At 50.5% G+C, this 25,595-nt stretch carries 19 protein-coding genes, 10 tRNA genes, 3 rRNA genes and 1 other RNA gene; all 33 read left to right on the plus strand.

The genetic code is table 11. The annotated features are described in order from the left end of the window. Positions 1 to 152: 152 nt before the first annotated feature. The gene (fba, locus tag AC4G46_RS00590) at positions 153 to 1,007 is read left to right on the plus strand and encodes a class II fructose-1,6-bisphosphate aldolase (RefSeq protein ID WP_068722295.1); all 855 of its coding nucleotides are present in this window, start codon (positions 153 to 155) and stop codon (positions 1,005 to 1,007) included. Between the two features lie 186 nt (positions 1,008 to 1,193). Continuing rightward, positions 1,194 to 2,447 carry a UDP-N-acetylglucosamine 1-carboxyvinyltransferase gene (murA, locus tag AC4G46_RS00595; protein ID WP_491126250.1) on the plus strand — a complete coding sequence of 418 codons (1,254 nt, stop codon included), beginning with the start codon at positions 1,194 to 1,196 and terminating at the stop codon, positions 2,445 to 2,447. A 134-nt stretch (positions 2,448 to 2,581) separates the two neighbouring features. Further along, a complete protein-coding gene (gene rho, locus AC4G46_RS00600) occupies positions 2,582 to 3,937 on the plus strand; it encodes a transcription termination factor Rho (RefSeq protein ID WP_221803706.1) in 1,356 nt (451 codons plus the stop codon). Between the two features lie 25 nt (positions 3,938 to 3,962). Then, positions 3,963 to 5,240: a radical SAM family protein gene (locus tag AC4G46_RS00605; RefSeq protein ID WP_491126251.1), complete on the plus strand. Its 1,278-nt coding sequence runs from the start codon at positions 3,963 to 3,965 to the stop codon at positions 5,238 to 5,240. 122 nt (positions 5,241 to 5,362) lie between these two features. Then, positions 5,363 to 5,560 carry a 50S ribosomal protein L31 gene (gene rpmE, locus AC4G46_RS00610; RefSeq protein WP_068722301.1) on the plus strand — a complete coding sequence of 66 codons (198 nt, stop codon included), beginning with the start codon at positions 5,363 to 5,365 and terminating at the stop codon, positions 5,558 to 5,560. A gap of 124 nt (positions 5,561 to 5,684) precedes the next feature. Next, positions 5,685 to 5,953, plus strand: an RNA gene (ffs, locus tag AC4G46_RS00615) — signal recognition particle sRNA large type. Positions 5,954 to 6,089: 136 nt separating this feature from the next. Further along, a complete protein-coding gene (dnaX, locus tag AC4G46_RS00620; RefSeq protein WP_491126252.1) occupies positions 6,090 to 7,868 on the plus strand; it encodes a DNA polymerase III subunit gamma/tau in 1,779 nt (592 codons plus the stop codon). 48 nt (positions 7,869 to 7,916) lie between these two features. Continuing rightward, complete coding sequence (locus AC4G46_RS00625; RefSeq protein ID WP_090719013.1) at positions 7,917 to 8,228, plus strand: YbaB/EbfC family nucleoid-associated protein; 312 nt, start codon at positions 7,917 to 7,919, stop codon at positions 8,226 to 8,228. Between the two features lie 36 nt (positions 8,229 to 8,264). Then, a complete protein-coding gene (gene recR / locus AC4G46_RS00630) occupies positions 8,265 to 8,861 on the plus strand; it encodes a recombination mediator RecR (RefSeq protein ID WP_090719015.1) in 597 nt (198 codons plus the stop codon). Between the two features lie 229 nt (positions 8,862 to 9,090). Continuing rightward, on the plus strand, positions 9,091 to 9,348 hold the full coding sequence (locus tag AC4G46_RS00635) for a hypothetical protein (protein WP_491126253.1): 258 nt from the start codon (positions 9,091 to 9,093) through the stop codon (positions 9,346 to 9,348). Between the two features lie 38 nt (positions 9,349 to 9,386). After that, a complete protein-coding gene (locus AC4G46_RS00640) occupies positions 9,387 to 9,650 on the plus strand; it encodes a pro-sigmaK processing inhibitor BofA family protein (RefSeq protein WP_491126254.1) in 264 nt (87 codons plus the stop codon). A gap of 346 nt (positions 9,651 to 9,996) precedes the next feature. After that, a 16S ribosomal RNA gene (locus tag AC4G46_RS00645) occupies positions 9,997 to 11,544 on the plus strand. Between the two features lie 106 nt (positions 11,545 to 11,650). After that, positions 11,651 to 11,767: ribosomal RNA gene (gene rrf / locus AC4G46_RS00650) — 5S ribosomal RNA — on the plus strand. 39 nt (positions 11,768 to 11,806) lie between these two features. Next, a tRNA-Ile gene (locus tag AC4G46_RS00655) sits at positions 11,807 to 11,883 on the plus strand. A gap of 27 nt (positions 11,884 to 11,910) precedes the next feature. Then, positions 11,911 to 11,986 (plus strand) — tRNA-Ala (locus AC4G46_RS00660). A gap of 152 nt (positions 11,987 to 12,138) precedes the next feature. After that, positions 12,139 to 15,064: ribosomal RNA gene (locus AC4G46_RS00665) — 23S ribosomal RNA — on the plus strand. Together the 16S, 23S and 5S rRNA genes with 10 tRNA genes alongside form the textbook arrangement of a ribosomal RNA operon. 80 nt (positions 15,065 to 15,144) lie before the next feature. After that, a tRNA-Ser gene (locus AC4G46_RS00670) sits at positions 15,145 to 15,236 on the plus strand. A 27-nt stretch (positions 15,237 to 15,263) separates the two neighbouring features. Next, a tRNA-Met gene (locus AC4G46_RS00675) sits at positions 15,264 to 15,340 on the plus strand. Between the two features lie 7 nt (positions 15,341 to 15,347). Then, positions 15,348 to 15,423: transfer RNA gene (locus AC4G46_RS00680), tRNA-Val, on the plus strand. A gap of 29 nt (positions 15,424 to 15,452) precedes the next feature. Then, positions 15,453 to 15,528, plus strand: a tRNA-Thr gene (locus tag AC4G46_RS00685). A gap of 16 nt (positions 15,529 to 15,544) precedes the next feature. Further along, positions 15,545 to 15,622, plus strand: a tRNA-Asp gene (locus AC4G46_RS00690). Between the two features lie 26 nt (positions 15,623 to 15,648). Then, positions 15,649 to 15,724 (plus strand) — tRNA-Phe (locus AC4G46_RS00695). A 6-nt stretch (positions 15,725 to 15,730) separates the two neighbouring features. Further along, positions 15,731 to 15,816: transfer RNA gene (locus AC4G46_RS00700), tRNA-Tyr, on the plus strand. A 7-nt stretch (positions 15,817 to 15,823) separates the two neighbouring features. Next, positions 15,824 to 15,896 (plus strand) — tRNA-Lys (locus AC4G46_RS00705). A 144-nt stretch (positions 15,897 to 16,040) separates the two neighbouring features. Next, complete coding sequence (locus AC4G46_RS00710) at positions 16,041 to 17,000, plus strand: NAD(P)/FAD-dependent oxidoreductase (RefSeq protein WP_491126255.1); 960 nt, start codon at positions 16,041 to 16,043, stop codon at positions 16,998 to 17,000. 134 nt (positions 17,001 to 17,134) lie between these two features. After that, on the plus strand, positions 17,135 to 18,202 hold the full coding sequence (locus AC4G46_RS00715) for a PucR family transcriptional regulator (protein ID WP_491126256.1): 1,068 nt from the start codon (positions 17,135 to 17,137) through the stop codon (positions 18,200 to 18,202). A 109-nt stretch (positions 18,203 to 18,311) separates the two neighbouring features. Then, positions 18,312 to 19,433: an ABC transporter ATP-binding protein gene (locus AC4G46_RS00720; protein ID WP_068721650.1), complete on the plus strand. Its 1,122-nt coding sequence runs from the start codon at positions 18,312 to 18,314 to the stop codon at positions 19,431 to 19,433. A 219-nt stretch (positions 19,434 to 19,652) separates the two neighbouring features. Further along, positions 19,653 to 20,591 (plus strand): HPr(Ser) kinase/phosphatase, encoded by a 939-nt coding sequence (hprK, locus tag AC4G46_RS00725; protein ID WP_090718642.1) that lies wholly within the window; start codon positions 19,653 to 19,655, stop codon positions 20,589 to 20,591. A 15-nt stretch (positions 20,592 to 20,606) separates the two neighbouring features. After that, positions 20,607 to 21,635, plus strand: a complete 1,029-nt coding sequence (gene lgt / locus AC4G46_RS00730; RefSeq protein WP_491128756.1) for a prolipoprotein diacylglyceryl transferase — start codon at positions 20,607 to 20,609, stop codon at positions 21,633 to 21,635. 8 nt (positions 21,636 to 21,643) lie between these two features. Beyond that, on the plus strand, positions 21,644 to 22,285 hold the full coding sequence (gene ppaX / locus AC4G46_RS00735; protein WP_491126257.1) for a pyrophosphatase PpaX: 642 nt from the start codon (positions 21,644 to 21,646) through the stop codon (positions 22,283 to 22,285). Positions 22,286 to 22,293: 8 nt separating this feature from the next. After that, entirely contained in the window at positions 22,294 to 22,803 is a 510-nt protein-coding gene (locus tag AC4G46_RS00740) for an acyltransferase (protein WP_491126258.1), read from the plus strand. A gap of 329 nt (positions 22,804 to 23,132) precedes the next feature. Then, the gene (locus AC4G46_RS00745) at positions 23,133 to 24,341 is read left to right on the plus strand and encodes an acyltransferase (protein WP_491126259.1); all 1,209 of its coding nucleotides are present in this window, start codon (positions 23,133 to 23,135) and stop codon (positions 24,339 to 24,341) included. A 64-nt stretch (positions 24,342 to 24,405) separates the two neighbouring features. Further along, entirely contained in the window at positions 24,406 to 25,557 is a 1,152-nt protein-coding gene (locus AC4G46_RS00750) for an acyltransferase (RefSeq protein ID WP_491126260.1), read from the plus strand. Positions 25,558 to 25,595 lie beyond the last annotated feature (38 nt).

The following is a 25,595-nucleotide window of genomic DNA, read 5'->3' on the forward strand; positions in this document are numbered from 1 at the left end:
CCTGCCCTTTTTAAGGGTTGGATAAATATCGTCCCACCGGGACATTTTTTTGTGTACCCTATTTAGTATTTGACACAGGATGTGCTATAATAAGCCTGTATGTGATGTGGGCTTATATATAAGCAACCAACATTCTTAGGAGGATTGAAACCATGCCATTAGTATCGATGACTGACATGTTAAACAAAGCACTTGAAGGAAAATATGCAGTAGGCCAGTTCAACATTAACAACCTGGAGTGGACTCAGGCGATTCTTGGTGCAGCTGAAGAAGAGAAATCCCCGGTAATCCTTGGTGTTTCTGAAGGCGCTGCGCGTCACATGGGCGGATTCACTACTGTAGTGAAGATGGTTGAAGGACTTATTCACGACATGAAGATCACTGTTCCTGTTGCCATTCACCTGGACCACGGCTCCAGCTTTGACAAATGTAAAGACGCTATTGATGCCGGATTTACTTCCGTTATGATCGATGGTTCCCACCATCCAATCGCTGAAAATATCGAAATGACCAAAAAAGTTGTTGAGTACGCACATGCTAAAGGCGTTTCCGTTGAAGCCGAAGTTGGTACTGTAGGCGGACAGGAAGATGACGTTATCGGCGGCATTCAATATGCAGACCTGAACGAGTGTATTGCTCTGGTTAAAGAAACCGGCGTTGATACTCTGGCTCCGGCGCTTGGTTCCGTACACGGCCCTTACCATGGCGAGCCTAACCTCGGATTCAAAGAAATGGAAGAAATCCGCGATGCTGTTAAGCTTCCGCTCGTTCTTCACGGCGGTACCGGTATTCCATTGCACGATATCCAGAAGTCCATCTCCCTGGGAACTTCCAAGATCAACGTAAACACTGAGAACCAGATTGCATTCGCAAAAGTGGTTCGCGAAGTGCTGGCTGCTAAACCAGATGCTTACGATCCTCGTACATTCATTGCACCAGGCCGTGAAGCTATCAAACAGACCGTTATCGGCAAAATCCGCGAATTCGGTTCCAGCAACAAAGCCTAAGCTGACTCGCCCCAGGCGGACAAGCTGTTTAATATTGTAGACCGTCTAATATGGATATTCTTTTTAATGAAACGTGTGCCGTCCTTATTTAAAGGGCGGCGCAGCCGTTTCTTCTTCACACTAATAAGCCACAGCAGGTATTGCCAGGGCAAGCTGCAATACACGTAGGGGGAAACAGATAATTCTATGGAAAAATTAATGATTGGCGGTGGACGTCCGCTAAAGGGCGTTGTAACCATCAGCGGAGCGAAGAATAGCGCGATCGCGCTTATTCCTGCTGCTATTTTAGCTGAATCGGAAGTTGTTCTGGATAATTTGCCGTCCCTAAGTGATGTAGCCGTTTACTCCGAAATTCTTGAAGAGCTTGGCGCGACTGTCTCCTGGACAGGCAGCCAGATGAGAATCGACCCCTCCCGTATTCTTTCCATTCCCATGCCTAACGGACCAGTCAAAAAACTTCGTGCTTCTTATTATATGATGGGAGCGCTGCTTGGAAGATTTAAAGAGGCGACTATAGGTCTGCCTGGAGGCTGTAACTTCGAGCCCCGTCCGATTGATCAGCATATCAAAGGCTTTGAGGCACTTGGGGCAACCGTGACCAACGATCATGGTTCTATTCATCTGTATGCCAAGGAACTGCGCGGTGCAAAAATTTATTTAGACGTATCCAGCGTCGGTGCAACCATTAACATTATGCTGGCGGCTTCACGGGCCAAAGGCTCTACAATTATCGAAAATGCGGCCAAAGAGCCTGAGATTATAGATGTAGCTACCCTGCTGAACTCAATGGGCGCTGTTATTAAAGGCGCCGGTACAGAAACCATCCGGATTGAGGGCGTTACCGAGATGCATGGCTGCCGCCATTCCATCATTCCCGACCGGATCCAAGCTGGAACATACATGATTGCTGCGGCGGCAACGCGCGGCAATGTGCTGATAGATAATGTGATCCCCAAACACTTGGAGGCGCTGACGGCCAAGCTGCTGGAGATGGGGGTTGGTATTGAGGAGCTGGATGAGAGCATCCGCGTTATCGGCAGACCCAAATATGAGCATGTCGATGTAAAAGCGCTGATCTATCCGGGCTTCGCTACGGATCTGCAGTCCCCTATGACAAGTATGCTTACCCAGGCTGAAGGGGTCAGTGTATTAAGTGATTTCGTATACAGCAACCGGTTCAAGCATGTTCCCGAGCTGGTGCGTATGGGCGCAAAGATCCGTGTTGAAGGGCGTTCGGCGATTATTGAGGGCGGCAGGCTTAATGCAGCCAAGGTAAAAGCGGCTGATTTGCGTGCTGGTGCAGCGCTTGTTATTGCCGGATTGACTGTTGAAGACGGAATTACGGAAGTGACAGGCGTAGAATATATCGACCGTGGTTACGACAACCTGGTAACGAATATGCGTGATCTTGGTGCTGAAATCTGGCGCGAGGAAGATTAAATCATAGGATTATCTGATTTTTGAAGGGGATTTTTGTGAAAGTGCTGCATATCTCCTTCCAAATCGGGTAATCCTATCCTAATGAGCAATTTAATAGATTTATATTTTATAAAAATTGAATAGGTGGTTATTACATGGATCTTCAAATTTCCGATCTGGAAGAAATGAAGCTGACCGAGCTGTATAAGCTGGCCAAGAAATACCAGATTCCTTACTACGGACAGCTGAAGAAACGGGAGCTGATCTTCGCTATTCTCCGGGCACAGGCGGAGCAGAGCGGGCTGATGTTTATGGAGGGCGTGCTGGAAATTCTGCCGGAAGGATACGGGTTCCTGAGGCCAATTAACTATTTGCCCAGTCCGGAGGATATTTACATTTCAGCCTCGCAAATCCGTAAGTTTGATCTTAGAAGCGGCGATCTTGTATCAGGAAAATGCCGCACACCCAAAGAAAATGAACGGTACTTTGGTCTGCTTCAAGTGAATGCCGTTAACGGCGAGAATCCTGCCAGTGCAGCGGAACGCCTGCATTTCCCGGCGCTTACACCTCTTTATCCGCAAGACAAGCTGCCGCTTGAGACATCCCCTACCCATCTGTCTACCCGAATAATGGATTTGCTTGCTCCTGTAGGCCTGGGGCAGCGCGGTTTGATCGTAGCACCTCCCAAAGCAGGGAAAACGCTCCTCCTGAAAGAAATTGCCAACAGTATCTCCACTAATAATCCTGAGATTGAACTGTTTGTACTGCTGATTGATGAACGCCCCGAGGAAGTAACGGATATGCAGCGCTCGGTAAAAGGTGAGGTAGTTGCCTCTACATTTGATGAGCTGCCTGAGAATCACATCAAAGTTGCTGAGCTTGTGCTGCAGCGCGCTCTCCGTCTGGTTGAGCATAAGAAGGACGTTGTCATTCTGCTGGACAGCATTACACGGCTGGCACGTGCTTATAACCTTGTGGTTCCTCCATCCGGACGTACACTCAGTGGAGGTATTGATCCTGCTGCTTTCCATCGTCCAAAACGGTTCTTTGGTTCTGCGCGCAATGTGGAGGAGGGCGGAAGCCTGACGATACTTGCTACAGCACTGATTGATACCGGATCGCGTATGGATGATATTATTTATGAGGAATTTAAAGGTACGGGCAATATGGAGCTTCACTTAGACCGCAAGCTGGCGGAACGCCGTATTTTCCCGGCTATCGACATCCGGCGTTCCGGAACACGCCGCGAAGAAGTGCTGCTGAGCAAGGAAGAACTGGATACCATCTGGGCTATCCGCAAAAATATGAACGAGTCGTATGACTTCGTGGAAGGCTTCCTCAAAAAGCTGCGCGACAGCAAGACTAACGCTGAATTCCTGGCCTCGTTCGATGTGGCGGGAAGCAAGGATTCGGCACCAAACGGTACTGCAAGCAGCGGTGGAACCTCCAATAGCGGTGCATCTGCACGGCGTACTTCGCGGCCCAAGACACCTTCTGTCCCTACAACCTGAGAATAGAGAATAAGAGGAGATTAACATGTATCTGGTATATGCCGATGAACAAGGAAATGTATATGATCATCCGGAGCTGTATGGTCTTGCCCGCAGCGGCGATATGATCGTTGAGATGCTGGAGGAGGAGCTGATCCCGCTGCCGGAAGGAGCTACCCTCGTAGGGCTGCCAAGCACCCGTGCAGTAGGCATGAATCCTGAGACGGGCGAAATGCTGCCGCTGCCGGAGGGGTCACAAGCAGTCGGTGCACTGCTGCCGCAGGGTTATACGAGACTGTGCCTTCCCGGCTATGTCAAGACAGACAAGTCGTATAAGCTTCCGCTCTTCGGCTATTCAGCTGTAGTGTGGAAGGACGGCGGCTTTTATGTTGCTGCAGATCCGACGGATGATCCGGAGAAGTGGAACCCCCTCAACTGTGACCGGGGAGAAGTTGAAGTGGGGGTAGGTGATTTGCGGGCCAAATACCCGGATAACCGCCTGTATGACCATCTCTCGAATTGTGCCCTCGGCTATGAATGCCTTACCTCCTCCAATACCTTTTTGGGCCGTTGGGAAGGAGCTGTCCCGGTCTCCTACTCGTGTAATGCCGGCTGCTTCGGCTGTATTTCAGAACAGCCTGACGACAGCGGATTTGTCTCTCCGCAGACCCGGATGAACTTCCGGCCAACAGTGAGCGAAATCTCTCAGGTCATGCTGGAGCACCTGAAGACACCGCAGTCCATTATCAGCTTCGGGCAGGGCTGCGAAGGTGAGCCTTCCACCCAGGCTAAACTGATTATTGAAGCGATTCGTGAAGTCCGGGCAACTACAGATATGGGATACATCAATATCAATACAAATGCCGGACTCAGCGACCACATCCGCGGGATTGTGGATGCAGGGCTTGACCTGATGCGGGTCAGCACCATCAGTGCACTGGACGATCACTACAATGCCTATTACAAGCCGCGCGGATATACGCTTGCCAATGTAGAGAAGTCACTGAAATATGCAGCTTCCCAGGGTGTATATACTTCAATTAACTATCTGATCTTCCCGGGAGTAACAGACCGGGAGGAAGAGATTGAAGCGATGGTTGAATTTTGCCGACGCTCCGATCTCAAGCTGATTCAGATGCGCAATCTTAATATTGACCCTGAGAGCTACCTGGGACTTATTCCTCCTGCCCGGGGGGAGATTCTGGGGATGAAGACCATGCTTGATATCTTCCGCGAGGAGCTGCCGGATGTGGTGATTGGCTCTTATACACATGTGCCCCCGGCTGAGCTGGCCCGCGTGAAGGAACGGCGCATCACGCTTTGAGCGGATCTGGGATGCTCTGTTTTAAAGATATTGCAGTGTCCCAAATTTCGTGCTAAAATGTCGTTGTGTGTTTAATAACTCTGGGTCCGCATGAGGCCTAGGGCAAGAGAGGTGAAATTGAAATGCAAGAAGCCATTCAACCGAAGTACCACGTTACTAATGTGACATGCGCTTGCGGCAACACTTTCGAATCCGGTTCTGTTAAGCAGGAACTGCGCGTCGAAATTTGCTCCAACTGCCATCCGTTCTTCACTGGCAAGCAGAAATTCCTGGATGCTGGTGGTCGTGTCGATAGATTCAAGAAGAAATACGGTATCTAATTACCAGCGCTGGGCTGCGGCTTAGCATTGGATGACTCCCCGGATGAAATATCCGGGGAGTTTTTATTTGCCACTTCCAGGGAGAGGTTGATTTTTGCCGGGGTGTGAGCTATACTTATCTTCGCCGTGCTAGACGGGGAGGTAGCGGTGCCCTGTAACTCGCAATCCGCTGTAGCGAGGTTGAATTCCTGTTAGAGGTGCTGTCGATGTGAGGCCTTGGTTCCTATGGGCTGTGTTGACGGTTGGGTCCTCCGCAATGAGTGCTTGTGAACCTGGTCAGGTCCGGAAGGAAGCAGCCATAAGCAAGTTTACTCTTGTGCCGGAGGGTGGCCTAGCCCGAGCAGTTCCGTAGGGTTGCCGCTTGGATCGCAGTCATCAATAACAGGTGCACGGTTTAATATCAGCTAATTAACAGCATCTTTGCCACAAGCGAAGATGCTTTTTGTTTTTGGTCAAAGTCTGGTGAATATAGTATAATAAATTAGCGACAAATGCCGGAAAGCGGCAGTCTAAGAGAGGGTAATGCATAGTGGAACATATCGCGCTGTACCGTGCTTGGCGGCCGCAGTCGTTTCAGGACATGGTAGGGCAGCAGCATATTATCCAGACGCTGCAGAATGCAATCCGTGAACAGCGGGTCTCTCATGCCTACCTGTTCAGCGGCCCGCGGGGAACCGGCAAGACCAGTGCGGCCAAGGTGCTCGCCAAAGCGGTCAACTGTGAGCGCGGGCCGGGCCCGGAGCCGTGCAATGAATGTCCTTCCTGCCTGAGGATCACTTCGGGCAATATCATGGACGTTCAGGAGATTGATGCGGCGTCCAACCGCGGTGTTGAGGAAATACGCGACCTGCGGGATAAGGTGAAATACGCGCCTACCGAAGTACGCCGTAAAGTGTATATTATTGATGAAGTGCATATGCTGACAACAGAGGCGTTCAATGCCCTGCTGAAGACTTTGGAGGAGCCGCCTCCGCATGTAATGTTTATACTGGCCACGACAGAGCCCCATAAATTGCCGGCAACGATAATATCCCGCTGCCAGCGTTTTGATTTTCGCCGGGTATCTCTGGAGGAACAGAGCGGCCGTCTGAACGAGATCTGCCAGAAAGAGGGTATTACCGCAGATGCCGATGCGCTCCAGTATATCGCTAGGCTCTCCGACGGGGGGATGCGCGATGCGCTCAGCATACTGGACCAGATATCGTCCTTTACAGACGGCCAAGTGACCTATCAGCAGGTGCTCGGCATGACCGGGGGCATTCCTTCCGAACAGTTCGCAAAGCTCGCCACTGCCATTCTTGAAGGAGATATGGGGCGGCTGCTGGAACTGGTGGAGCAGCTTATGCAGGAAGGTAAGAGCGCTGATAAGTGTCTGGAGAATCTGCTGTACTATTTCAGGGATCTGCTGATGATCAAGATGGTCCCTGGTGCCGATAAGCTTACGGACCGTGTGCTTAATCCTGCAGAGTTCCGTGATATGGCCAATGGTTTCTCCCGTGAAAGGCTGTTTCAGATCGTTGAGACTTTAAACCGCTATCTTGGTGAGATGAAATATGCAACCCATCCCCAGACACTGTTTGAGGTAGCCTTGATGAAGCTGTGCACCATGCAGCAGGAAGCTGTACCGCCGTTATCGGGTTCTTCATCAGCGGCTGATGCTTTGCGGGAGCCGGCGGCCGGCGGCCAGCCTGCAGCTGCGGGCGAACTGGAAGCCTTGAAGCGTCAGATTGCCGCGCTGGAGAAGAAGCTTGAGCAGGCTATTCAAGCGGGCGGAGTATCCGGGGGCGGACGGGATCAGGGTGCTGCGCAGCGCCAGACCCCTGCTGCAAGCCCGGCTCCGCGTGTCTCTTCATCCTCCAAGCTGCCTCCGCAGCTTGATAAATTCATTGCCAGTAAGGATAGCTCTGACTCTAATGCTGTTTATAAACAGTGGAGTAATGTGCTCCAGGCCGTGAAGGAAGAACGGGTTACGGTTCACGCCTGGTTTGTTGACGGGGAGCCGGTATCGGTGATGGATGATGCGGTGCTGGTGGCTTTTAAGAATACTATCCACCGGGATACTACCGAGAAGCCGGCTAACAGGCAGGTAATCGAGAATGTGTTTGCTTCGCGTCTGGGCAAGCCGTATCGACTGGTGACAATGATGCTGCGTGACTGGAATGAGGCCTCGCAGAAATCAGCTGCCAAACCGGGAAGTGAGGAGCTGCGGCTGGAACATGAGCACGATGCCGCGGAAGATAAGAGTGAACCATGGATTGACGAGGCGATCCAGCTGTTTGGGGAAGACCTTGTTGTCATAAAGGAGTAACCTTTAAGCCTATCAGCGCACAAGCGCATTCCAAAGGAGAGACGACCAATGAATAATATGAATCAAATGATGAAACAGGTCAAGAAAATGCAGGAGCAAATGCTCAAGGCACAGGAAGAGCTGGGCAGCAAAACCATCGAAGGAACATCCGGCGGCGGAGTAGTTACCGTACAGGTTAACGGACACAAAAAAGTACTGTCCATTCAGATCAAACCGGAAGCTGTAGATCCGGATGATGTAGAAATGCTGCAGGATCTTGTGATCACTGCTGTTAACGATGCACTTACCAAAGCGGAAGAACTGGCTAACAATGACATGGGCAAATTCACTGGCGGAATGAAGATCCCGGGACTGTTCTAGGCCCGCTACACTCTAGCCTAAAGGAGAATCATCACTTTGTATTATCCAGAACCGCTAGCCAAGCTGATTGATGCTTTTACGCGCTTGCCCGGAATCGGGCCAAAGACAGCAGCCCGGCTGGCTTTTCATGTGCTGCACATGAAAGAGGACGAAGTTATTGATTTTGCCAAGGCGCTGGTCAGCGTCAAACGAAATCTTCACTATTGCTCGGTCTGCTGTAATATTACCGATACCGATCCTTGCCGGATTTGCCAGGACAAAACCCGCGATTCCTCGGTAATCTGCGTGGTTCAGGAGTCCAAGGATCTTGTTGCCATCGAGCGGACCAAGGAGTTTGACGGCTATTATCATGTTCTGCAGGGGGCAATCTCTCCGATGGAGGGGATTGGTCCGGACGATATCCGGCTTAAAGAGCTCCTGACACGGCTGAGCGACGAAAGGGTCAAGGAGCTTATTATGGCGACCAACCCGAATATCGAAGGGGAAGCTACAGCTATGTACATTTCCCGTCTTGTCCGGCCGTTTGATATCAAAATCACGAGAATAGCCCACGGATTGCCCGTTGGAGGCGACTTAGAGTATGCGGATGAAGTGACCTTGTCCAAAGCTCTGGAGGGCCGACGGGAGCTGTGAGGCGCCTTGTAACGGATATGCTATAGCTGTATGCAGAAAAGAAGCCCCGCGGGGCTTCTTTTTTTGTTTATAACTAAACGCTGCTCCTTTTCTTTAAGTGTTGCCATCAATGTATTTGGAGCTTTACGCTTTTAAGTTCTAAGTTTGTCCTCCCGCCGATATGAATGAGAATATGCAGCGGTTCAGTTTGGCCTGCAAAGGCTCAATTCTTCATAAGGGGGAGTATAGTATGCGGTGGTGGGGGAGTGCCAGGCAGGAAAGCAGCGATAAAATTTTCCGGCATTCAAGTGTGGATGAGGACTGGCGTGTGTTCCTGGAGGTTCGTAATGCTCAGCTGGAGTGGGAGAGGGCACACCTGATGTTTAATGAGGCTCTGGGCCAGGACCAGATTGATTACGCCATATTTATTCTTGAGGCTGCCGAGCGTAAGTATCAGATCCATCTTAAGCACGCAAAAATCCTGGGGATTAACCGTAGCCGGTTGTGATACGGTTGGCTAATTTATATGAGTGGGGAGAGAGAGGGATGCGGACAATTGCGTTAGCTGTTCTGGTCGGGTCATTACTTCTGCTGGGCTTAATTATATTCCGTAAAAAGCTGGGCTTGGGCTGGCTTACTGTGTTCGGAACTCACCTGGTGCTTGCGGCAGTAGGGATTTATATTGTTAATTTTTCAGGTCTGCTAACTGAAGTCTATATACCCATAAATCCGGCGACGATAGGCGCAGTAACGGTTTTAGGACTGCCGGGAGTACTGATGCTGCTTGGTTTAAAAATAACTTTGTTTTAAAGGTTGACGGGGCCTAAGGATTTATGGTACATTAATTCTCGGCCCTTCGGACAAGCTAATCATCAATAACTTGTTCAAAAGGAAAGCGGAAAAAGAAATTAAAAAAACGCTTGACTTAATCGAAGGTGTTATGATATATTATAAAGGTCGCTGCTGACAAGCGCGACACTGAAGAAAAGCGACAAATTGATCTTTGAAAACTGAACAACGAGTGAGTATCGGAAATCACTTCGGTGATTCCAAAACTGATGATTTTTGCAGCGTCTTGTACGCTTTAGAAATTCATCTTGAGAATGTAAATTCTCGTCAGATGTTTCAAAATGAGCGAATCGCTCTTTTCAATACTATATTGGAGAGTTTGATCCTGGCTCAGGACGAACGCTGGCGGCGTGCCTAATACATGCAAGTCGAGCGGAGCTTATCCTTCGGGGTGAGCTTAGCGGCGGACGGGTGAGTAACACGTAGGCAACCTGCCCCTTAGCCTGGGATAACTACCGGAAACGGTAGCTAATACCGGATAATCCCTTTCCTCGCCTGAGGGAAGGATAAAAGGCGGAGCAATCTGTCGATAAGGGATGGGCCTGCGGCGCATTAGCTAGTTGGTGAGGTAACGGCTCACCAAGGCGACGATGCGTAGCCGACCTGAGAGGGTGAACGGCCACACTGGGACTGAGACACGGCCCAGACTCCTACGGGAGGCAGCAGTAGGGAATCTTCCGCAATGGGCGAAAGCCTGACGGAGCAACGCCGCGTGAGTGATGAAGGTTTTCGGATCGTAAAGCTCTGTTGCCAGGGAAGAACGTCCGGTAGAGTAACTGCTACCGGAGTGACGGTACCTGAGAAGAAAGCCCCGGCTAACTACGTGCCAGCAGCCGCGGTAATACGTAGGGGGCAAGCGTTGTCCGGAATTATTGGGCGTAAAGCGCGCGCAGGCGGCTATTTAAGTCTGGTGTTTAAACCTTGGGCTCAACCTGAGGTCGCACTGGAAACTGGGTGGCTTGAGTACAGAAGAGGAAAGTGGAATTCCACGTGTAGCGGTGAAATGCGTAGAGATGTGGAGGAACACCAGTGGCGAAGGCGACTTTCTGGGCTGTAACTGACGCTGAGGCGCGAAAGCGTGGGGAGCAAACAGGATTAGATACCCTGGTAGTCCACGCCGTAAACGATGAGTGCTAGGTGTTAGGGGTTTCGATACCCTTGGTGCCGAAGTTAACACAGTAAGCACTCCGCCTGGGGAGTACGGTCGCAAGACTGAAACTCAAAGGAATTGACGGGGACCCGCACAAGCAGTGGAGTATGTGGTTTAATTCGAAGCAACGCGAAGAACCTTACCAGGTCTTGACATCCCTCTGAATCCTCTAGAGATAGGGGCGGCCTTCGGGACAGAGGAGACAGGTGGTGCATGGTTGTCGTCAGCTCGTGTCGTGAGATGTTGGGTTAAGTCCCGCAACGAGCGCAACCCTTGACTTTAGTTGCCAGCAGGTAAGGCTGGGCACTCTAGAGTGACTGCCGGTGACAAACCGGAGGAAGGTGGGGATGACGTCAAATCATCATGCCCCTTATGACCTGGGCTACACACGTACTACAATGGCCAGTACAACGGGAAGCGAAGCCGCGAGGTGGAGCCAATCCCAGCAAAGCTGGTCTCAGTTCGGATTGCAGGCTGCAACTCGCCTGCATGAAGTCGGAATTGCTAGTAATCGCGGATCAGCATGCCGCGGTGAATACGTTCCCGGGTCTTGTACACACCGCCCGTCACACCACGAGAGTTTACAACACCCGAAGTCGGTGGGGTAACCCGCAAGGGAGCCAGCCGCCGAAGGTGGGGTAGATGATTGGGGTGAAGTCGTAACAAGGTAGCCGTATCGGAAGGTGCGGCTGGATCACCTCCTTTCTATGGAGAATCGTCATCTGCAATGATGACATTCAAATCTTAAATCTAACCGGTCGGTTAGTTACTCACTCGTGTTCAGTTTTGAAAGGTCAATCCTTTCATCCCGTTTGGTGGCGATAGCGGAGGGGTTCCACACGTACCCATCCCGAACACGACCGTTAAGTCCTCCAGCGCCGATGGTACTTGGACCGAAGGGTCCTGGGAGAGTAGGACGCTGCCAAGCGGACAACCATTCTATGGTTGAAACCATGTTATGTTATATGGGCTTTTAGCTCAGTTGGTTAGAGCGCACCTCTGATAAGGGTGAGGTCGGTGGTTCGAGTCCACCAAGGCCCACCATATAACATCTACAACATTATACTTTATGGGGCCATAGCTCAGCTGGGAGAGCGCCTGCCTTGCAAGCAGGAGGTCAGCGGTTCGATCCCGCTTGGCTCCACCATAATGATTTACTTGAATACTTGTAATATCTTGATCCTTGAAAACTGGATACCGAAACGAATTTGCGTTTTAGAACATTCCTTTAAGCTGAACTTGTGTAAACAAGTTTTGAATTAATAGTGATGCTGGCGATTTCCCTAACGGAAAACGCATGGTTAAGCTAATAAGAGCACACGGAGGATGCCTAGGCGCCAGGAGCCGACGAAGGACGTGGCGAACAACGAAACTGCCTCGGGGAGCTGTAAGCAAGCTTTGATCCGGGGGTGTCCGAATGGGGAAACCCAGCTGTGGTAATTCGCAGTTACTCGTATCTGAATACATAGGATACGCAGAGGCAGACCAGGGGAACTGAAACATCTAAGTACCCTGAGGAAGAGAAAACAATAGTGATTCCGTCAGTAGCGGCGAGCGAACGCGGAACAGCCTAAACCAGGGGGCTTGCCTCCTGGGGTTGTGGGACGTCTCACATGGAGTTACAAAGGAATATGGTAGGTGAAGAGGTCTGGAAAGGCCCGCGATAGAGGTAAAAGCCCTGTAACCTAAACTGTGTTCTCTCCGAGACGGATCCCGAGTAGTGCGGGGCACGTGAAACCCCGTATGAATCCGGCAGGACCATCTGTCAAGGCTAAATACTACCTGGCGACCGATAGTGAAACAGTACCGTGAGGGAAAGGTGAAAAGCACCCCGGAAGGGGAGTGAAATAGAACCTGAAACCGTGTGCTTACAAAAAGTCAGAGCCCGATCTATGGGTGATGGCGTGCCTTTTGTAGAATGAACCGGCGAGTTACGTTTAACATGCAAGGTTAAGGTGAGAAGCCGGAGCCGCAGCGAAAGCGAGTCTGAATAGGGCGACTTAGTATGTGGACGTAGACCCGAAACCGTGTGATCTACCCCTGTCCAGGGTGAAGGTGCGGTAACACGCACTGGAGGCCCGAACCCACGTACGTTGAAAAGTGCGGGGATGAGGTGGGGGTAGCGGAGAAATTCCAATCGAACTCGGAGATAGCTGGTTCTCCCCGAAATAGCTTTAGGGCTAGCCTCGGTGAATGGAGTGATGGAGGTAGAGCACTGATTGGGTGCGGGGCCCGCAAGGGTTACCAAGCTCAGTCAAACTCCGAATGCCATTAACTTCTTGCCGGGAGTCAGACAGTGAGTGCTAAGATCCATTGTCAAAAGGGAAACAGCCCAGACCATCAGCTAAGGTCCCCAAGTGTGTGTTAAGTGGGAAAGGATGTGGAGTTGCACAGACAACCAGGATGTTGGCTTAGAAGCAGCCACCATTTAAAGAGTGCGTAATAGCTCACTGGTCGAGTGACTCTGCGCCGAAAATGTAACGGGGCTAAACACACCACCGAAGCTATGGCTTGATGCTTTGCATCAGGGGTAGGGGAGCGTTGTATGTGGGTTGAAGGTGTACCGTAAGGAGCGCTGGACAGCATACAAGTGAGAATGCCGGTATGAGTAACGAAAAGATCAGTGAGAATCTGATCCGCCGAAAGCCCAAGGTTTCCTGAGGAAGGCTCGTCCGCTCAGGGTAAGTCGGGACCTAAGGCGAGGCCGACAGGCGTAGTCGAAGGACAACAGTTTGAAATTACTGTACCACCGTAATCCGTTATGAGCGATGGGGTGACGCAGGAGGGTAGTGACGCGGACTGATGGATGTCCGTCTAAGCAGTGAGGCTGGTGTGTAGGCAAATCCGCACATCGTAAGGCTAGGCTGTGATGGGGAGCGAAAATTATAGTAGCGAAGGTCATGATCTCACACTGCCAAGAAAAGCCTCTAGTCAGGAGAAGGTGCCCGTACCGCAAACCGACACAGGTAGGCGAGAAGAGAATTCTAAGGCGCGCGGAAGAACTCTCGTTAAGGAACTCGGCAAAATGACCCCGTAACTTCGGGAGAAGGGGTGCCTCGGTAGGGTGAATAGCCCGAGGGGGCCGCAGTGAAAAGGCCCAAGCGACTGTTTAGCAAAAACACAGGTCTGTGCGAAGCCGCAAGGCGAAGTATACGGGCTGACGCCTGCCCGGTGCTGGAAGGTTAAGGGGAGTGGTTAGGGGTAACCCGAAGCTATGAACCGAAGCCCCAGTAAACGGCGGCCGTAACTATAACGGTCCTAAGGTAGCGAAATTCCTTGTCAGGTAAATTCTGACCCGCACGAATGGCGTAACGACTTGGGCGCTGTCTCAACGAGAGATCCGGTGAAATTTTAATACCTGTGAAGATGCAGGTTACCCGCGACAAGACGGAAAGACCCCATGGAGCTTTACTGCAGCTTGATATTGAATTTGGGTACGATCTGTACAGGATAGGTGGGAGCCGTAGAAGCAGGAGCGCAAGCTTCTGTGGAGGCGCCGTTGGGATACCACCCTGATCGTATCTAGGTTCTAACCTGGTACCCTAAACGGGTACGGGGACCGTGTCAGGCGGGCAGTTTGACTGGGGCGGTCGCCTCCTAAAGAGTAACGGAGGCGTTCAAAGGTTCCCTCAGAATGGTTGGAAATCATTCGAAGAGTGCAAAGGCATAAGGGAGCTTGACTGCGAGACCTACAAGTCGAGCAGGGACGAAAGTCGGACTTAGTGATCCGGTGGTACCGCATGGAAGGGCCATCGCTCAACGGATAAAAGCTACCCTGGGGATAACAGGCTTATCTCCCCCAAGAGTCCACATCGACGGGGAGGTTTGGCACCTCGATGTCGGCTCATCGCATCCTGGGGCTGAAGTAGGTCCCAAGGGTTGGGCTGTTCGCCCATTAAAGCGGTACGCGAGCTGGGTTCAGAACGTCGTGAGACAGTTCGGTCCCTATCTGTCGTGGGCGCAGGAAATTTGAGAGGAGCTGTCCTTAGTACGAGAGGACCGGGATGGACGTACCGCTGGTGCACCAGTTGTTCCGCCAGGAGCATGGCTGGGTAGCTACGTACGGACGGGATAAGCGCTGAAAGCATCTAAGCGTGAAGCCCCCCTCAAGATGAGATTTCCCAATTAGTAAGACCCCTTGAAGACGACGAGGTAGATAGGTTGGAGGTGGAAGTGCAGCAATGCATGGAGCTGACCAATACTAATCGGTCGAGGGCTTATCCAATAGATAAATCGCAGATTCGTTTCGGATTCAGTTTTCAGGAATCAAGTTCCTGTATGGATTTACATGGCACCAGATCGTTTGGAGAGATACCCAAGTGGCTATAAGGGGACCCTCTGCTAAGGGGTTAGACTGCGTAAGCGGTGCGAGGGTTCGAATCCCTCTCTCTCCGCCATTCCTAAATCCATAACCTAATTATTGTGGCGGCGTAGCTCAGCTGGCTAGAGCGTACGGTTCATACCCGTGAGGTCGGGGGTTCGATCCCCTCTGCCGCTACCATATTCCCGGAGGCTTAGCTCAGCTGGGAGAGCATCTGCCTTACAAGCAGAGGGTCGGGGGTTCGATCCCCTCAGCCTCCACCATTTTCATCATTAGTACACTTTTACACCGTGCCGGTGTAGCTCAACTGGTAGAGCAACTGACTTGTAATCAGTAGGTTGGGGGTTCAAGTCCTCTCGCCGGCACCATTCTTTTTACAAATGCGGAACCGTGGTGTAGTTGGCCTAACATGCCTGCCTGTCACGCAGGAGATCGCGGGTTCGAATCCCGTCGGTTCCGCCATTTTTATTTTTTCGGCTTGTTTTTATGGCTCGGTAGCTCAGTCGGTAGAGCAAAGGACTGAAAATCCTTGTGTCGGGGGTTCGATTCCCTCCCGCGCCACCATATTGTGGAGGCTTAGCGAAGTGGCCAAACGCATCAGACTGTAAATCTGCTCACGTACGTGTTCGGTGGTTCGAATCCATCAGCCTCCACCAGTTTTATGAGCCATTAGCTCAGTTGGTAGAGCACCTGACTTTTAATCAGGGTGTCGAAGGTTCGAGTCCTTCATGGCTCATTCCAAACAGAAAGTCATCATCTCCGGATGGTGGCTTTTTTGTGTTTTCTGGAACATTTTCATTTTATTTCAATATCCAGTTTAAAAATTTCTGCTTCGTTTAATTATAAGTTTATAATAACGAACAGAAATGAGGGTATTCCAGTGAGATATGATGCGATTATTGTTGGAGGCGGGTTTGCCGGCCTTCAAGCAGCTATACAATTAGGACGCTACTCTGTGCACCGTGTACTGGTCATTGATGCGGGCGTGGGAAGATCAACGCTGTGCCGGAGCTATCATAATATACTTGGCTGGCCGGATGGTATATCGGGTGAGGAGCTGCGCCATAGAGGCAGGCAGCAAGCTCAGACAGCAGGTGTGGACTTTATAACGGACAGAATCGTTACGGCGCAAAAGAGGGCGGATCACTTCCTGTTAACAGGACAGCAGGGACAACAGTATAATGGGACAACCGTGCTGCTTGCAACAGGGGTAATGGACCGTTTCCCGGAAGTTCCGGGAATAAAAGCAACCATGGGCAGAACCCTCTACGTATGTCCTGACTGCGACGGCTACGAAATTGAGAACCGGCAGACGGTCCTTCTGGGCTCTGGTGATGCCGGTGCGAATATGGCTTTTGTTTTACGAGAGCGTACCGGGGATCTTACTTATATCAATCATGAACGTGACCCTGTTTCTCAAGAAAATATAGACCGTCTCCTTGATGAGGGAATCAGGTACATTGAAAAGGCAGCTGCAGAGGTTATTCATGAAAATGACGGATATATCAGGCAGGTTGTTCTGAAGGATGGGGAAACGGTTCCGGCTGAGCGGGGGTTTATAGCTTTTGGCAAAAATCCCGTTCATTCGGAGCTTGCTACCCAGTTGGGAGTAACACTCCATAAGAATAAACATGTGGAAGCCAATAAGCGCTCTTTAATGACAAATGTCGAGCATCTTTGGGTAGCTGGTGATCTTGCTGTTCATGCCGAACAGGCTACGGTTGCTATGGGTGAAGGGGCGATTGCCGGAATCTGGATGAATAAAGTGCTTAAAAAGCTTAATCCCCCTAAACTTCCAATGTCCAAATATGCAGTTTACAGTAATGAAAGCACTGATTAAAAGAATTCATGTTAGATCTCAATATCCTTTAGAAGGGCCTTGCCGCATCTTATTGCAAAATATGATAAAATAGGCGAAAAGAGCAAAAGTGGTGGAGCATGGTGACTATGGATAGTGAGGCTTTGCGTCAAAGGTTGGAGCAGCTCACGGGAAAAAGAACCGGAATCAAACAGCTCGGGAGGCAGCATTCGGCTTCCCTTTTTGGTGCAGGTACTGAACAGCAGGACCAGCCGGTTACGCATGAAGGACATCTATGGGTTCCTTTGTATGAGAATGAGGGCCGGTTCACCGCACTTTGGGTCGAGATGGAAGGTCTGTCTCCGCTGGAGCTGCAATTGGTCAATTATGCGGCTCGTAATTATGCTGTCGCCCTCAAGGCTACCGGCATTAAGGAAGAGGGCGAGGTAGAGGCGCGTCAGCTCAGCGTCTGGCTTAACTCCCAGCTGGAGCAGGAAAAGATTGATGCAGAAATACCTGATGATATGGCACTTAAGGGCCGTTTATTCGGAGATATGATTCCTTTTCTGCTGGTCAGTGAAAATATGCATAACCCGCAGATGACCTACCGCACATTAATGAAGCTGCTGCGCAATTATTTCGAAAATGAAATTTTGCTTATCCCCCTGCAGGAGAAGGAATGGCTAATTTTGGCCCGTAAGGAACTGCTCACCGGCGGAGATGATAAGGAAGACGAGGAAGAAAGTGAAGATGAGATATTGGCACAGACCTGCATGGGACTGCATGAGCTGATTGCCAGTGAGTGGGTGGGGGTATTCCATCTGGCTGTGGCCCCGGCAATTATTCCGGTAAAAGGCCTGACAGGCTCAGTGGCTCTTCTGCGTGAGACTATAGTGCTTGGCCGGATCTTTCAGGTCGGTGATTATATCCATCTACCGTGGGAGCTGCATATGGAGCGCCTGATCAATAGCATTCCCGACAGCCGGCGGCGGCAGCTGCTTGGACAGATCGGCGATTATTCTTCTGTACTGGCGGACAAGGAGATGCTTCTTACACTGGAGACGTTCTTTGAAATGGACTGCAATGTAAGTGAGACGGCCAAGAAGCTGTACATCCACCGCAACACACTGCTGTACAGGCTGGATAAGATCAAGCAGGAAACGGGAGCTGATGTACGGAGCTTCGGAGATGCGGCCATTGTGAAGTTAGCCATGTTATTGTATAAAGTGACGAAAAGAAAATAGGTTTTTTGTGAACGTTACAAATAGCCAGTTCTGCACGTCTGGGGTAAGATAAATGTACAAGAAAGCGATTTATTTTTATCCTAATTAATTAACTCGAGGGGGAAATACAATGGCAGGCGTACGTTTAGAGCACATTTTCAAAAAATACCCGGGTTCCGATAAAGCAACAGTAATGGATATCAATCTTGATATTAAAGATAAGGAATTTCTCGTACTGGTTGGTCCTTCCGGTTGCGGTAAATCCACAACACTGCGTATGATCGCAGGTCTGGAAGAAATCTCTGAAGGAAAAATGTACATTGGCGACCGTGTAGTTAATGACGTTGCTCCTAAAGACCGCGACATCGCGATGGTATTCCAATCCTACGCATTGTATCCGCACATGAGCGTATATCAGAACATGGCATTCGGTCTGAAACTGCGTAAAGTGAAGAAAGAAGAAATCGACAAGAAAGTACGCGAAGCTGCGAAGATCCTCGATATCGAGCACTTGCTGGAACGTAAACCTAAGGCTCTGTCCGGTGGTCAACGTCAACGTGTCGCTCTGGGCCGTGCGATTGTCCGCGATCCGCAAGTCTTCCTGATGGATGAGCCGCTCTCCAACTTGGATGCTAAACTCCGTGGTCAGATGCGTGCCGAAATCACTAAGCTGGTTAAACGTCTTGAAACCACTTGTATCTACGTAACGCATGACCAGACAGAAGCTATGACAATGGGTGACCGTATCGTAGTTATGTACGACGGTATCATTCAGCAGGCTGCTTCCCCTGAAGAGCTGTACAATGAGCCTACTAACCTGTTCGTAGCCGGATTCATCGGATCCCCTACAATGAACTTTATCAATGGTACCCTGAGCGATGTTAACGGTGCAGTTCGCTTCCGCGCTGAAAACCTGGATGTTGAAGTTCCAGGCGGCAAAGCAACAATCCTGCGCAGCAAGGGCTACATCGGTAAAGAAGTAATTCTTGGTCTTCGTCCGGAAGATATCCATGAAGAGCCAGTATTCCTGGAAGCTTCCCCTAACACAATCTTCTCTTCCCTGGTAGACGTTACAGAAAACCTTGGTCACGAAATGCTCCTCTACTTGAGCGGCGTGGGCACAGGAACTGTAATCGCCCGTGTAGACGGACGTTCCACTACCCGTGAAGGCAGCAAGCCAAAATTGGCAATCGATATGAACAAAGTTCATATCTTCGATAAAGAATCCGAACTGAACGTATTGCTGGGCTAAGATAGCAGTATCTTCCCTGCTTGAGAGAGGCCGCCTGAAAGGGCGGCCTTTTTGATATGTTGGCCCCGGCGGGAATAAGCAGAGAGACAGGCATTAAGATTGCATTCATAGACATTATCCATTAAGATAGCAGGAGAATTACCTACGGTTGGGTTTATAAGAATAGCTATCCAGACGCGGACAGCGGACTTACCGCAGGCGACGAAAGGAAGAACATACATGGCTAAGAAGGTAAAAGTATCTGAATTGGTACAGCATTTTCAATTAGAAGTGGTTTCCGGGCATGAAGGTCTCAAAAGACCGATAACAGTGGATGACCTCAACCGTCCGGGGCTGGAAATGGCCGGTTATTTCGAATATTACCCAGAAGAGCGCGTGCAGCTGCTCGGCAAAACAGAGCTGGCGTTCTTCTCCATGCTTCCCGAGGAAGAGCGTAAGAGCCGCATCGAGGGAATTTGCACTGACAATACACCATGTATTGTAATTACAAGAGCACTGGATGTACCGCAGGAGCTGATTGACACCAGTAATGAGAAGGGGCTTCCGGTTCTGCGCAGCTCGATGGCGACAACGATTTTTTCCAGCAGGCTGACCAGCTTCCTGGAAGGCAGACTGGCTCCTACTGCAACCATTCATGGGGTTCTAGTCGATGTTAACGGTGTGGGGATGCTGATTACAGGCAGCAGCGGTATCGGTAAAAGTGAAACGGCACTTGAGCTGGTTAAACGCGGACACCGCCTGATTGCCGATGATGCAGTGGAAATCCGCCAAACCTCGGATAATCAGCTGCATGGAACCGCGCCTGAGCTGATCCGCCACCTCCTGGAAATCCGCGGGGTCGGGATTATTAATGTAATGACTTTGTTTGGTGCAGGTGCCATCCGTAATCACAAACGGATAACGCTTGTTGTACGTCTTGAAGCATGGCAGCAGGACAAACAATATGACCGTCTGGGACTGGACGAGGAGACCACACGGATTATAGATACGGATGTTACACTTGTAACCATTCCGGTACGTCCGGGACGAAATCTTGCCGTTATTATTGAGGTTGCGGCCATGAACTACCGTCTGAAGCAAATGGGCTTTAACGCAGCTCTTCAGTTTACCAATAAACTTACAGCCACCATCTCTGAGGACATGGATGATCTGGACTAGGAGGAGTATGTGAACATGTTTTTCTCATTGGCGATTAATCCCATTGTTTTCTCCATCGGGTCGCTTCCGGTACACTGGTACGGTCTGATCCTGGGGACCGGGGCGCTTGTAGGCCTGTTTTTGGCCATCCGGGAGGGTAAACGGTTTAATATTCCGCAGGAATTTTTCATGGATTTGCTGCTGCTGGGTGTGCCTTCGGCCATTATCGGTGCGCGGATCTACTTCGTTGCCTTCATGTGGGACGATTACAAGGACAACCTGATTGATGTCTTTAAAATCTGGAACGGCGGTATTGCCATATACGGCGCCTTAATCGGAGCTATTATCTGTGGCATTATCTATTTCCGCTATAAGGGTTATCCGTTCTGGCGAATCGTGGATATATGCGCACCGAGTCTGCTTGCCGGACAAATGATTGGCCGTTGGGGCAACTTTGTTAATCAAGAAGCCTATGGCGGGCCGATCGAAGAGTCTTTCCTGCGTGACAAGCTGCATCTGCCGGACTTCATTGTTAATCAAATGTACATAGGTGATGCGTTTCACCATCCGACGTTTTTGTATGAATCACTGTGGAGTCTGCTGGGGATTGCGCTGCTGATGGTACTGCGCCGCCAGAAATTCGTACGGGCCGGTGAGATCTTCCTGTCCTACTTCATCTGGTACTCCATTGGACGTTTCTTCATTGAAGCGCTGCGTACCGACAGCCTGGGCTTCAACGGAAGCAGCGGTGTAGCTTCACTGATTGACGGGCTCTGGAGCCCGATGAAATGGCTGGGCTTTGAACAGGGCTATTTCGATCCGGCATACGGGAACATCCGTATCTCACAGCTGCTTGCCCTGCTGATTATCATCGCGGCGATTATCATTATTGTCGTACGCAGAGTGACCGGCCAGGCGAATGCTTATTATTCTGACCCTATTGTCAGCACCAAGGCTGCAGCCAGTGAACCGGTTGTGCCGGAGCATGCCGCGGTTACGCAGAAAGCCCCGCAGGATGTACAGTCTGAAGCAGACAAAGCGGAGAATGAGCAACGTAAGGAGTAAATATTGAAATGATAGAATATGTGTTGTTCGATCTGGATGGAACGATTGTTAATACTAACGAGCTGATCATCAACTCCTTTATGCATGCGCTCAAGGAGAATAATCTGCCCCCGCTAAGCCGGGAGCAGATTATTCCTCATATGGGGACAACGCTGCAGCAGCAGATTAGCACCTTCTCCGGGCTGGTGGATACAAGTGTACTTGAACTGTCTTACCGTGCTTATAACAACGCTCACCATGATGAGCTGATTGCAGCCTTTCCGCGTGTGAATGAGACGATGGACGAGCTGCTGCGACGCGGGATCAAGCTGGGTATTGTCACTACTAAGATTCGGCCGACTACTCTTAGAGCGCTGGAGATGTTTGATCTGCTCAAGTACATGGAGACCATTGTTACCGTGAACGACGTAGAACACGCCAAGCCACACCCGGAGCCGGTGCTGACAGCACTTCGCAACCTGAATGCAGATCCGAAGCATACGCTTATGGTCGGGGACAGTGCAGTCGATATCCAATCAGCCCAGGCAGCCGGCGTTCGTGTTGCCGGAGTCTCGTGGTCGCTTAAAGGGGAAGAGACGCTGCGTAAATATAATCCGGATTATATCATTCATGACATGACCGATTTACTGACTATTGTGGAGCAAGGGTGAAATGAACCGTGAGAAAAGTTACCCGTTATCCGGTCGAGGGGCATAACTCGCTCTGGTATATTTACCGTACGGTCAGTCCCTGGAAGGGTGTGCGCAATTTCATCTTTATCCAGATTGCCAGGTACTGTCCGATTTTGCCGGTCAAAAACTGGATTTACCGCAGCATACTCGGCATGAAGGTGGGAAAGCATACGGCGTTCGGCCTTATGGCGATGGTCGATGTGTTTTTTCCGGAGAAGATAACGGTCGGTGAAAATTCAATTATTGGCTACAATACGACGATTCTGGCGCATGAGTATCTCATCAAGGAGTATCGTCTGGGTGAGGTCATTATCGGTGAAAATGTACTGATCGGAGCGAACACGACCATTCTGCCGGGCGTTACGATTGGGGACGGGGCCGTTGTTGCCGCAGGCTCGGTAGTACATAAGGACGTGGCCCCCGGCTCCTTTGTCGGTGGTAATCCGCTCCGGGAGCTGCGTCCGGCTTCCGCAGGAGTGCTGCAGGAAGAAGAATAACAGACAGGATACCGGAATAGCCCTGCAGTTTCAGAATGCGTGTACCGGCGCAGAAGCTGCAGGGTTATTTTAATGTACATCGCCTATAGCTATAGCGGATACTCACTAATCTGTCTTAAAAAATTCAGAAAGCTTTAAGTGCCCCGGCAGCGAAAGAAGCGGTATACTTGTACTTATGATAAAGGTGTAGCTGACACAAGGACGCTGCAGAATGTACATCAGAATGAATAAACAGCATAGGAAGGCCTCCTGATGGGTTCAGTCATCATGTTCCGCTCGCTTGGCGTCTATATGAACAGCCATAATAAGCAGAGAAGAGGATAATTATCATGAATGAAGCCAGACAGGAAAGACTGCCGCAGCTGGATATTTACCGCGCCTTGGCGATTACAGGCGTTCTGCATGTGCATTCTTCATCTTTTGCCGCCGGGGAGCAGGCGCTGAATTCACCCTTTTATTACTGGCTTAACTGGATCAATATCTTTTTCAAGTTCGGGACACCGTCGTTTATTTTTCTCAGCAGCTTTGTGCTGTTCTACAATTATTACGGGCGTCCGGTTTCGAAAAGTCTGATCGGCAGCTTTTACCGGCGCAGGCTGAAGTACATTTTGCTGCCCTATCTGCTTGCCTCAATCGGCTACTATGCGTTGACATTATATGTGAATGGGGTACTGATGCAGCAGCCGTCAGAGAACCTGTCCGGCTTTCTTGGAGCGCTTTTTTCAGGGTCAGCATATGCGCATTTGTATTTTGTCTTTATCAGTATCCAGTTCTATCTGCTGTTTCCTTTATTATTGAAGCTGCTGCAAAGTTCAGGATTCTGGGTAAAGTGGGCTTTTCCGCTTGGGCTGACGCTGCAGTGGGGGTTTATTTTCTGGAACAAATATCAGCTTCATATAGTGGAGAAGGGCAGTCTGGCGATTTCTTACCTGGCTTACTATATGCTTGGTGCTTATATTGCCATTCACTTCGAATCGGTGAAGCAATGGCTGATGCCGTCCTGGAGGGGACTTACGGCTCTGCATAAAAGGCTGACAGTGCTGTTGTTTACCGCGTGGCTGGCGGCAGCTTTTATCCACGTCCAGTTATGGTATGAAGCCCGCCGCTTCGGCAACTGGACTGATTCGCTGTGGTACGAGCTGCTGTGGAACGTGCATACAATGCTGTCGGCGCTGGTGCTGCTGTACGTAACTTTTTTGCTCTACAGGAAGGCTCCGCGCAGGCTGGTTGCTTTTTTGACAAGGCTGGGGGAGCTGTCGTTCGCAATCTATCTGATTCATCCGCTGCTGCTCGCTGTGTACAGACGGTTCCGCTACGGCATTTCGCCTGATTCATTGCTCTATGTAGGATTTATCTATGGCGGACTTCTGGTTGCGCTGGCTGGCAGCTGGATTATTGTGCAGTTTGCCTTCCGCAGATTTCCGCTAGGCTGGATTGCTTTTGGCAATGTGCCGCGTTCGCTGTCCCCTGATGCTAAGGTGAGACAGACGGGAAGCGGGCAGGTGCGCTCTGAGATGAAAGAGAATCACGGGCTGTAAAAGGGACTAATTATAAGCTGGGTTATGAGCATCAGAGATGCGGAGCTTAACAGGAGGAAGGTAAATGGGACAAAAGGAAAGAATTCCGCAGCTGGATATTTTCCGGGCAATTGCAATTTTTGCGGTACTGGCGATTCACGCCACTTCACGGACATTATCGGAGACACTGGACACAGGCATGTTTCATCCGTTTTTGTTCATCAATAAATTCAGCCAGTTTGCAGTGCCGTCTTTTGTATTTTTAAGCGGATTTGTACTGTTTTATAACTATATCGACCGTCCGCTCAGCGGGAAGACACTGGGGAAATTTTATAGCCGGCGGCTGATTTATATTATTGTGCCTTATTTCATTTTTTCGCTGCTGTATTTCATCCTGAAAATGACGGCCGGGCATACCTGGAACATGCCGCTGGAGGATATGGCAGCCAAGCTGTGGAAGTACCTCTGGACGGGAACGGCTTATACCCATCTGTATTACATCATTATTATTATCCAGTTCTACGTGCTGTTTCCGCTTATGCTGTGGTGCCTGCAAAAGGCCCGAAAGCTTGCAGCCTGGGCACCGGTCATTGGGCTTGCCCTGCAATGGGGCTTCGTGCTGCTGAACAAATATATGACGAACAACGGATACTGGCAGCTGTCGAAGGGCAGTCTCTCGATCACTTATTTCTCCTATTTCCTGCTGGGAGCGGCGGTTGCCGTGTACTACAGCTCTCTGAAAAAATGGCTGATCCCTTCCCGTGAGGGCTGGAAATCCGGCAGAGGCGGGGCCTGGATTGCACTGTGGCTGTTATGGGCGGCGGCAGGCATTATCCATGTGCAGCTGTGGTTCAACAATTATACCAAGAAGACAGTGATTAACAGCCTCTGGTATGAGGGCTTTTCTAACCTTCATGCGCTGCTGTCCTGTCTGGTGCTGCTGCAGCTGTCTTTCCTGCTCTATGGAGCGGGCCGCAGCCTGCTGACGCGTATGCTGATCTCAGTGGGCGCGTGCTCGTTCGGTATTTATCTCGTACATCCGGCGGTTCTGTTTATTTACCGGAAAATCCCGTTTCACGGCGGTTCGCTGGCCTATACGGCGGCTATCGCCGGGGGCTTTCTGGCGGCACTCCTGCTCTCATGGGTGGTTGTAGCTGTAGCCTTCCGTTATGTTAAGCCGGCCTGGGTGCTCTTCGGCTCCGCGCCGCAGAAACCGAAATCCAAAGCAGCCGTTTAAATACAAATAAAGCGCCGGCATGGTCTGTATGATACAGA

The organism is Paenibacillus sp. fava2 (assembly GCF_058313675.1).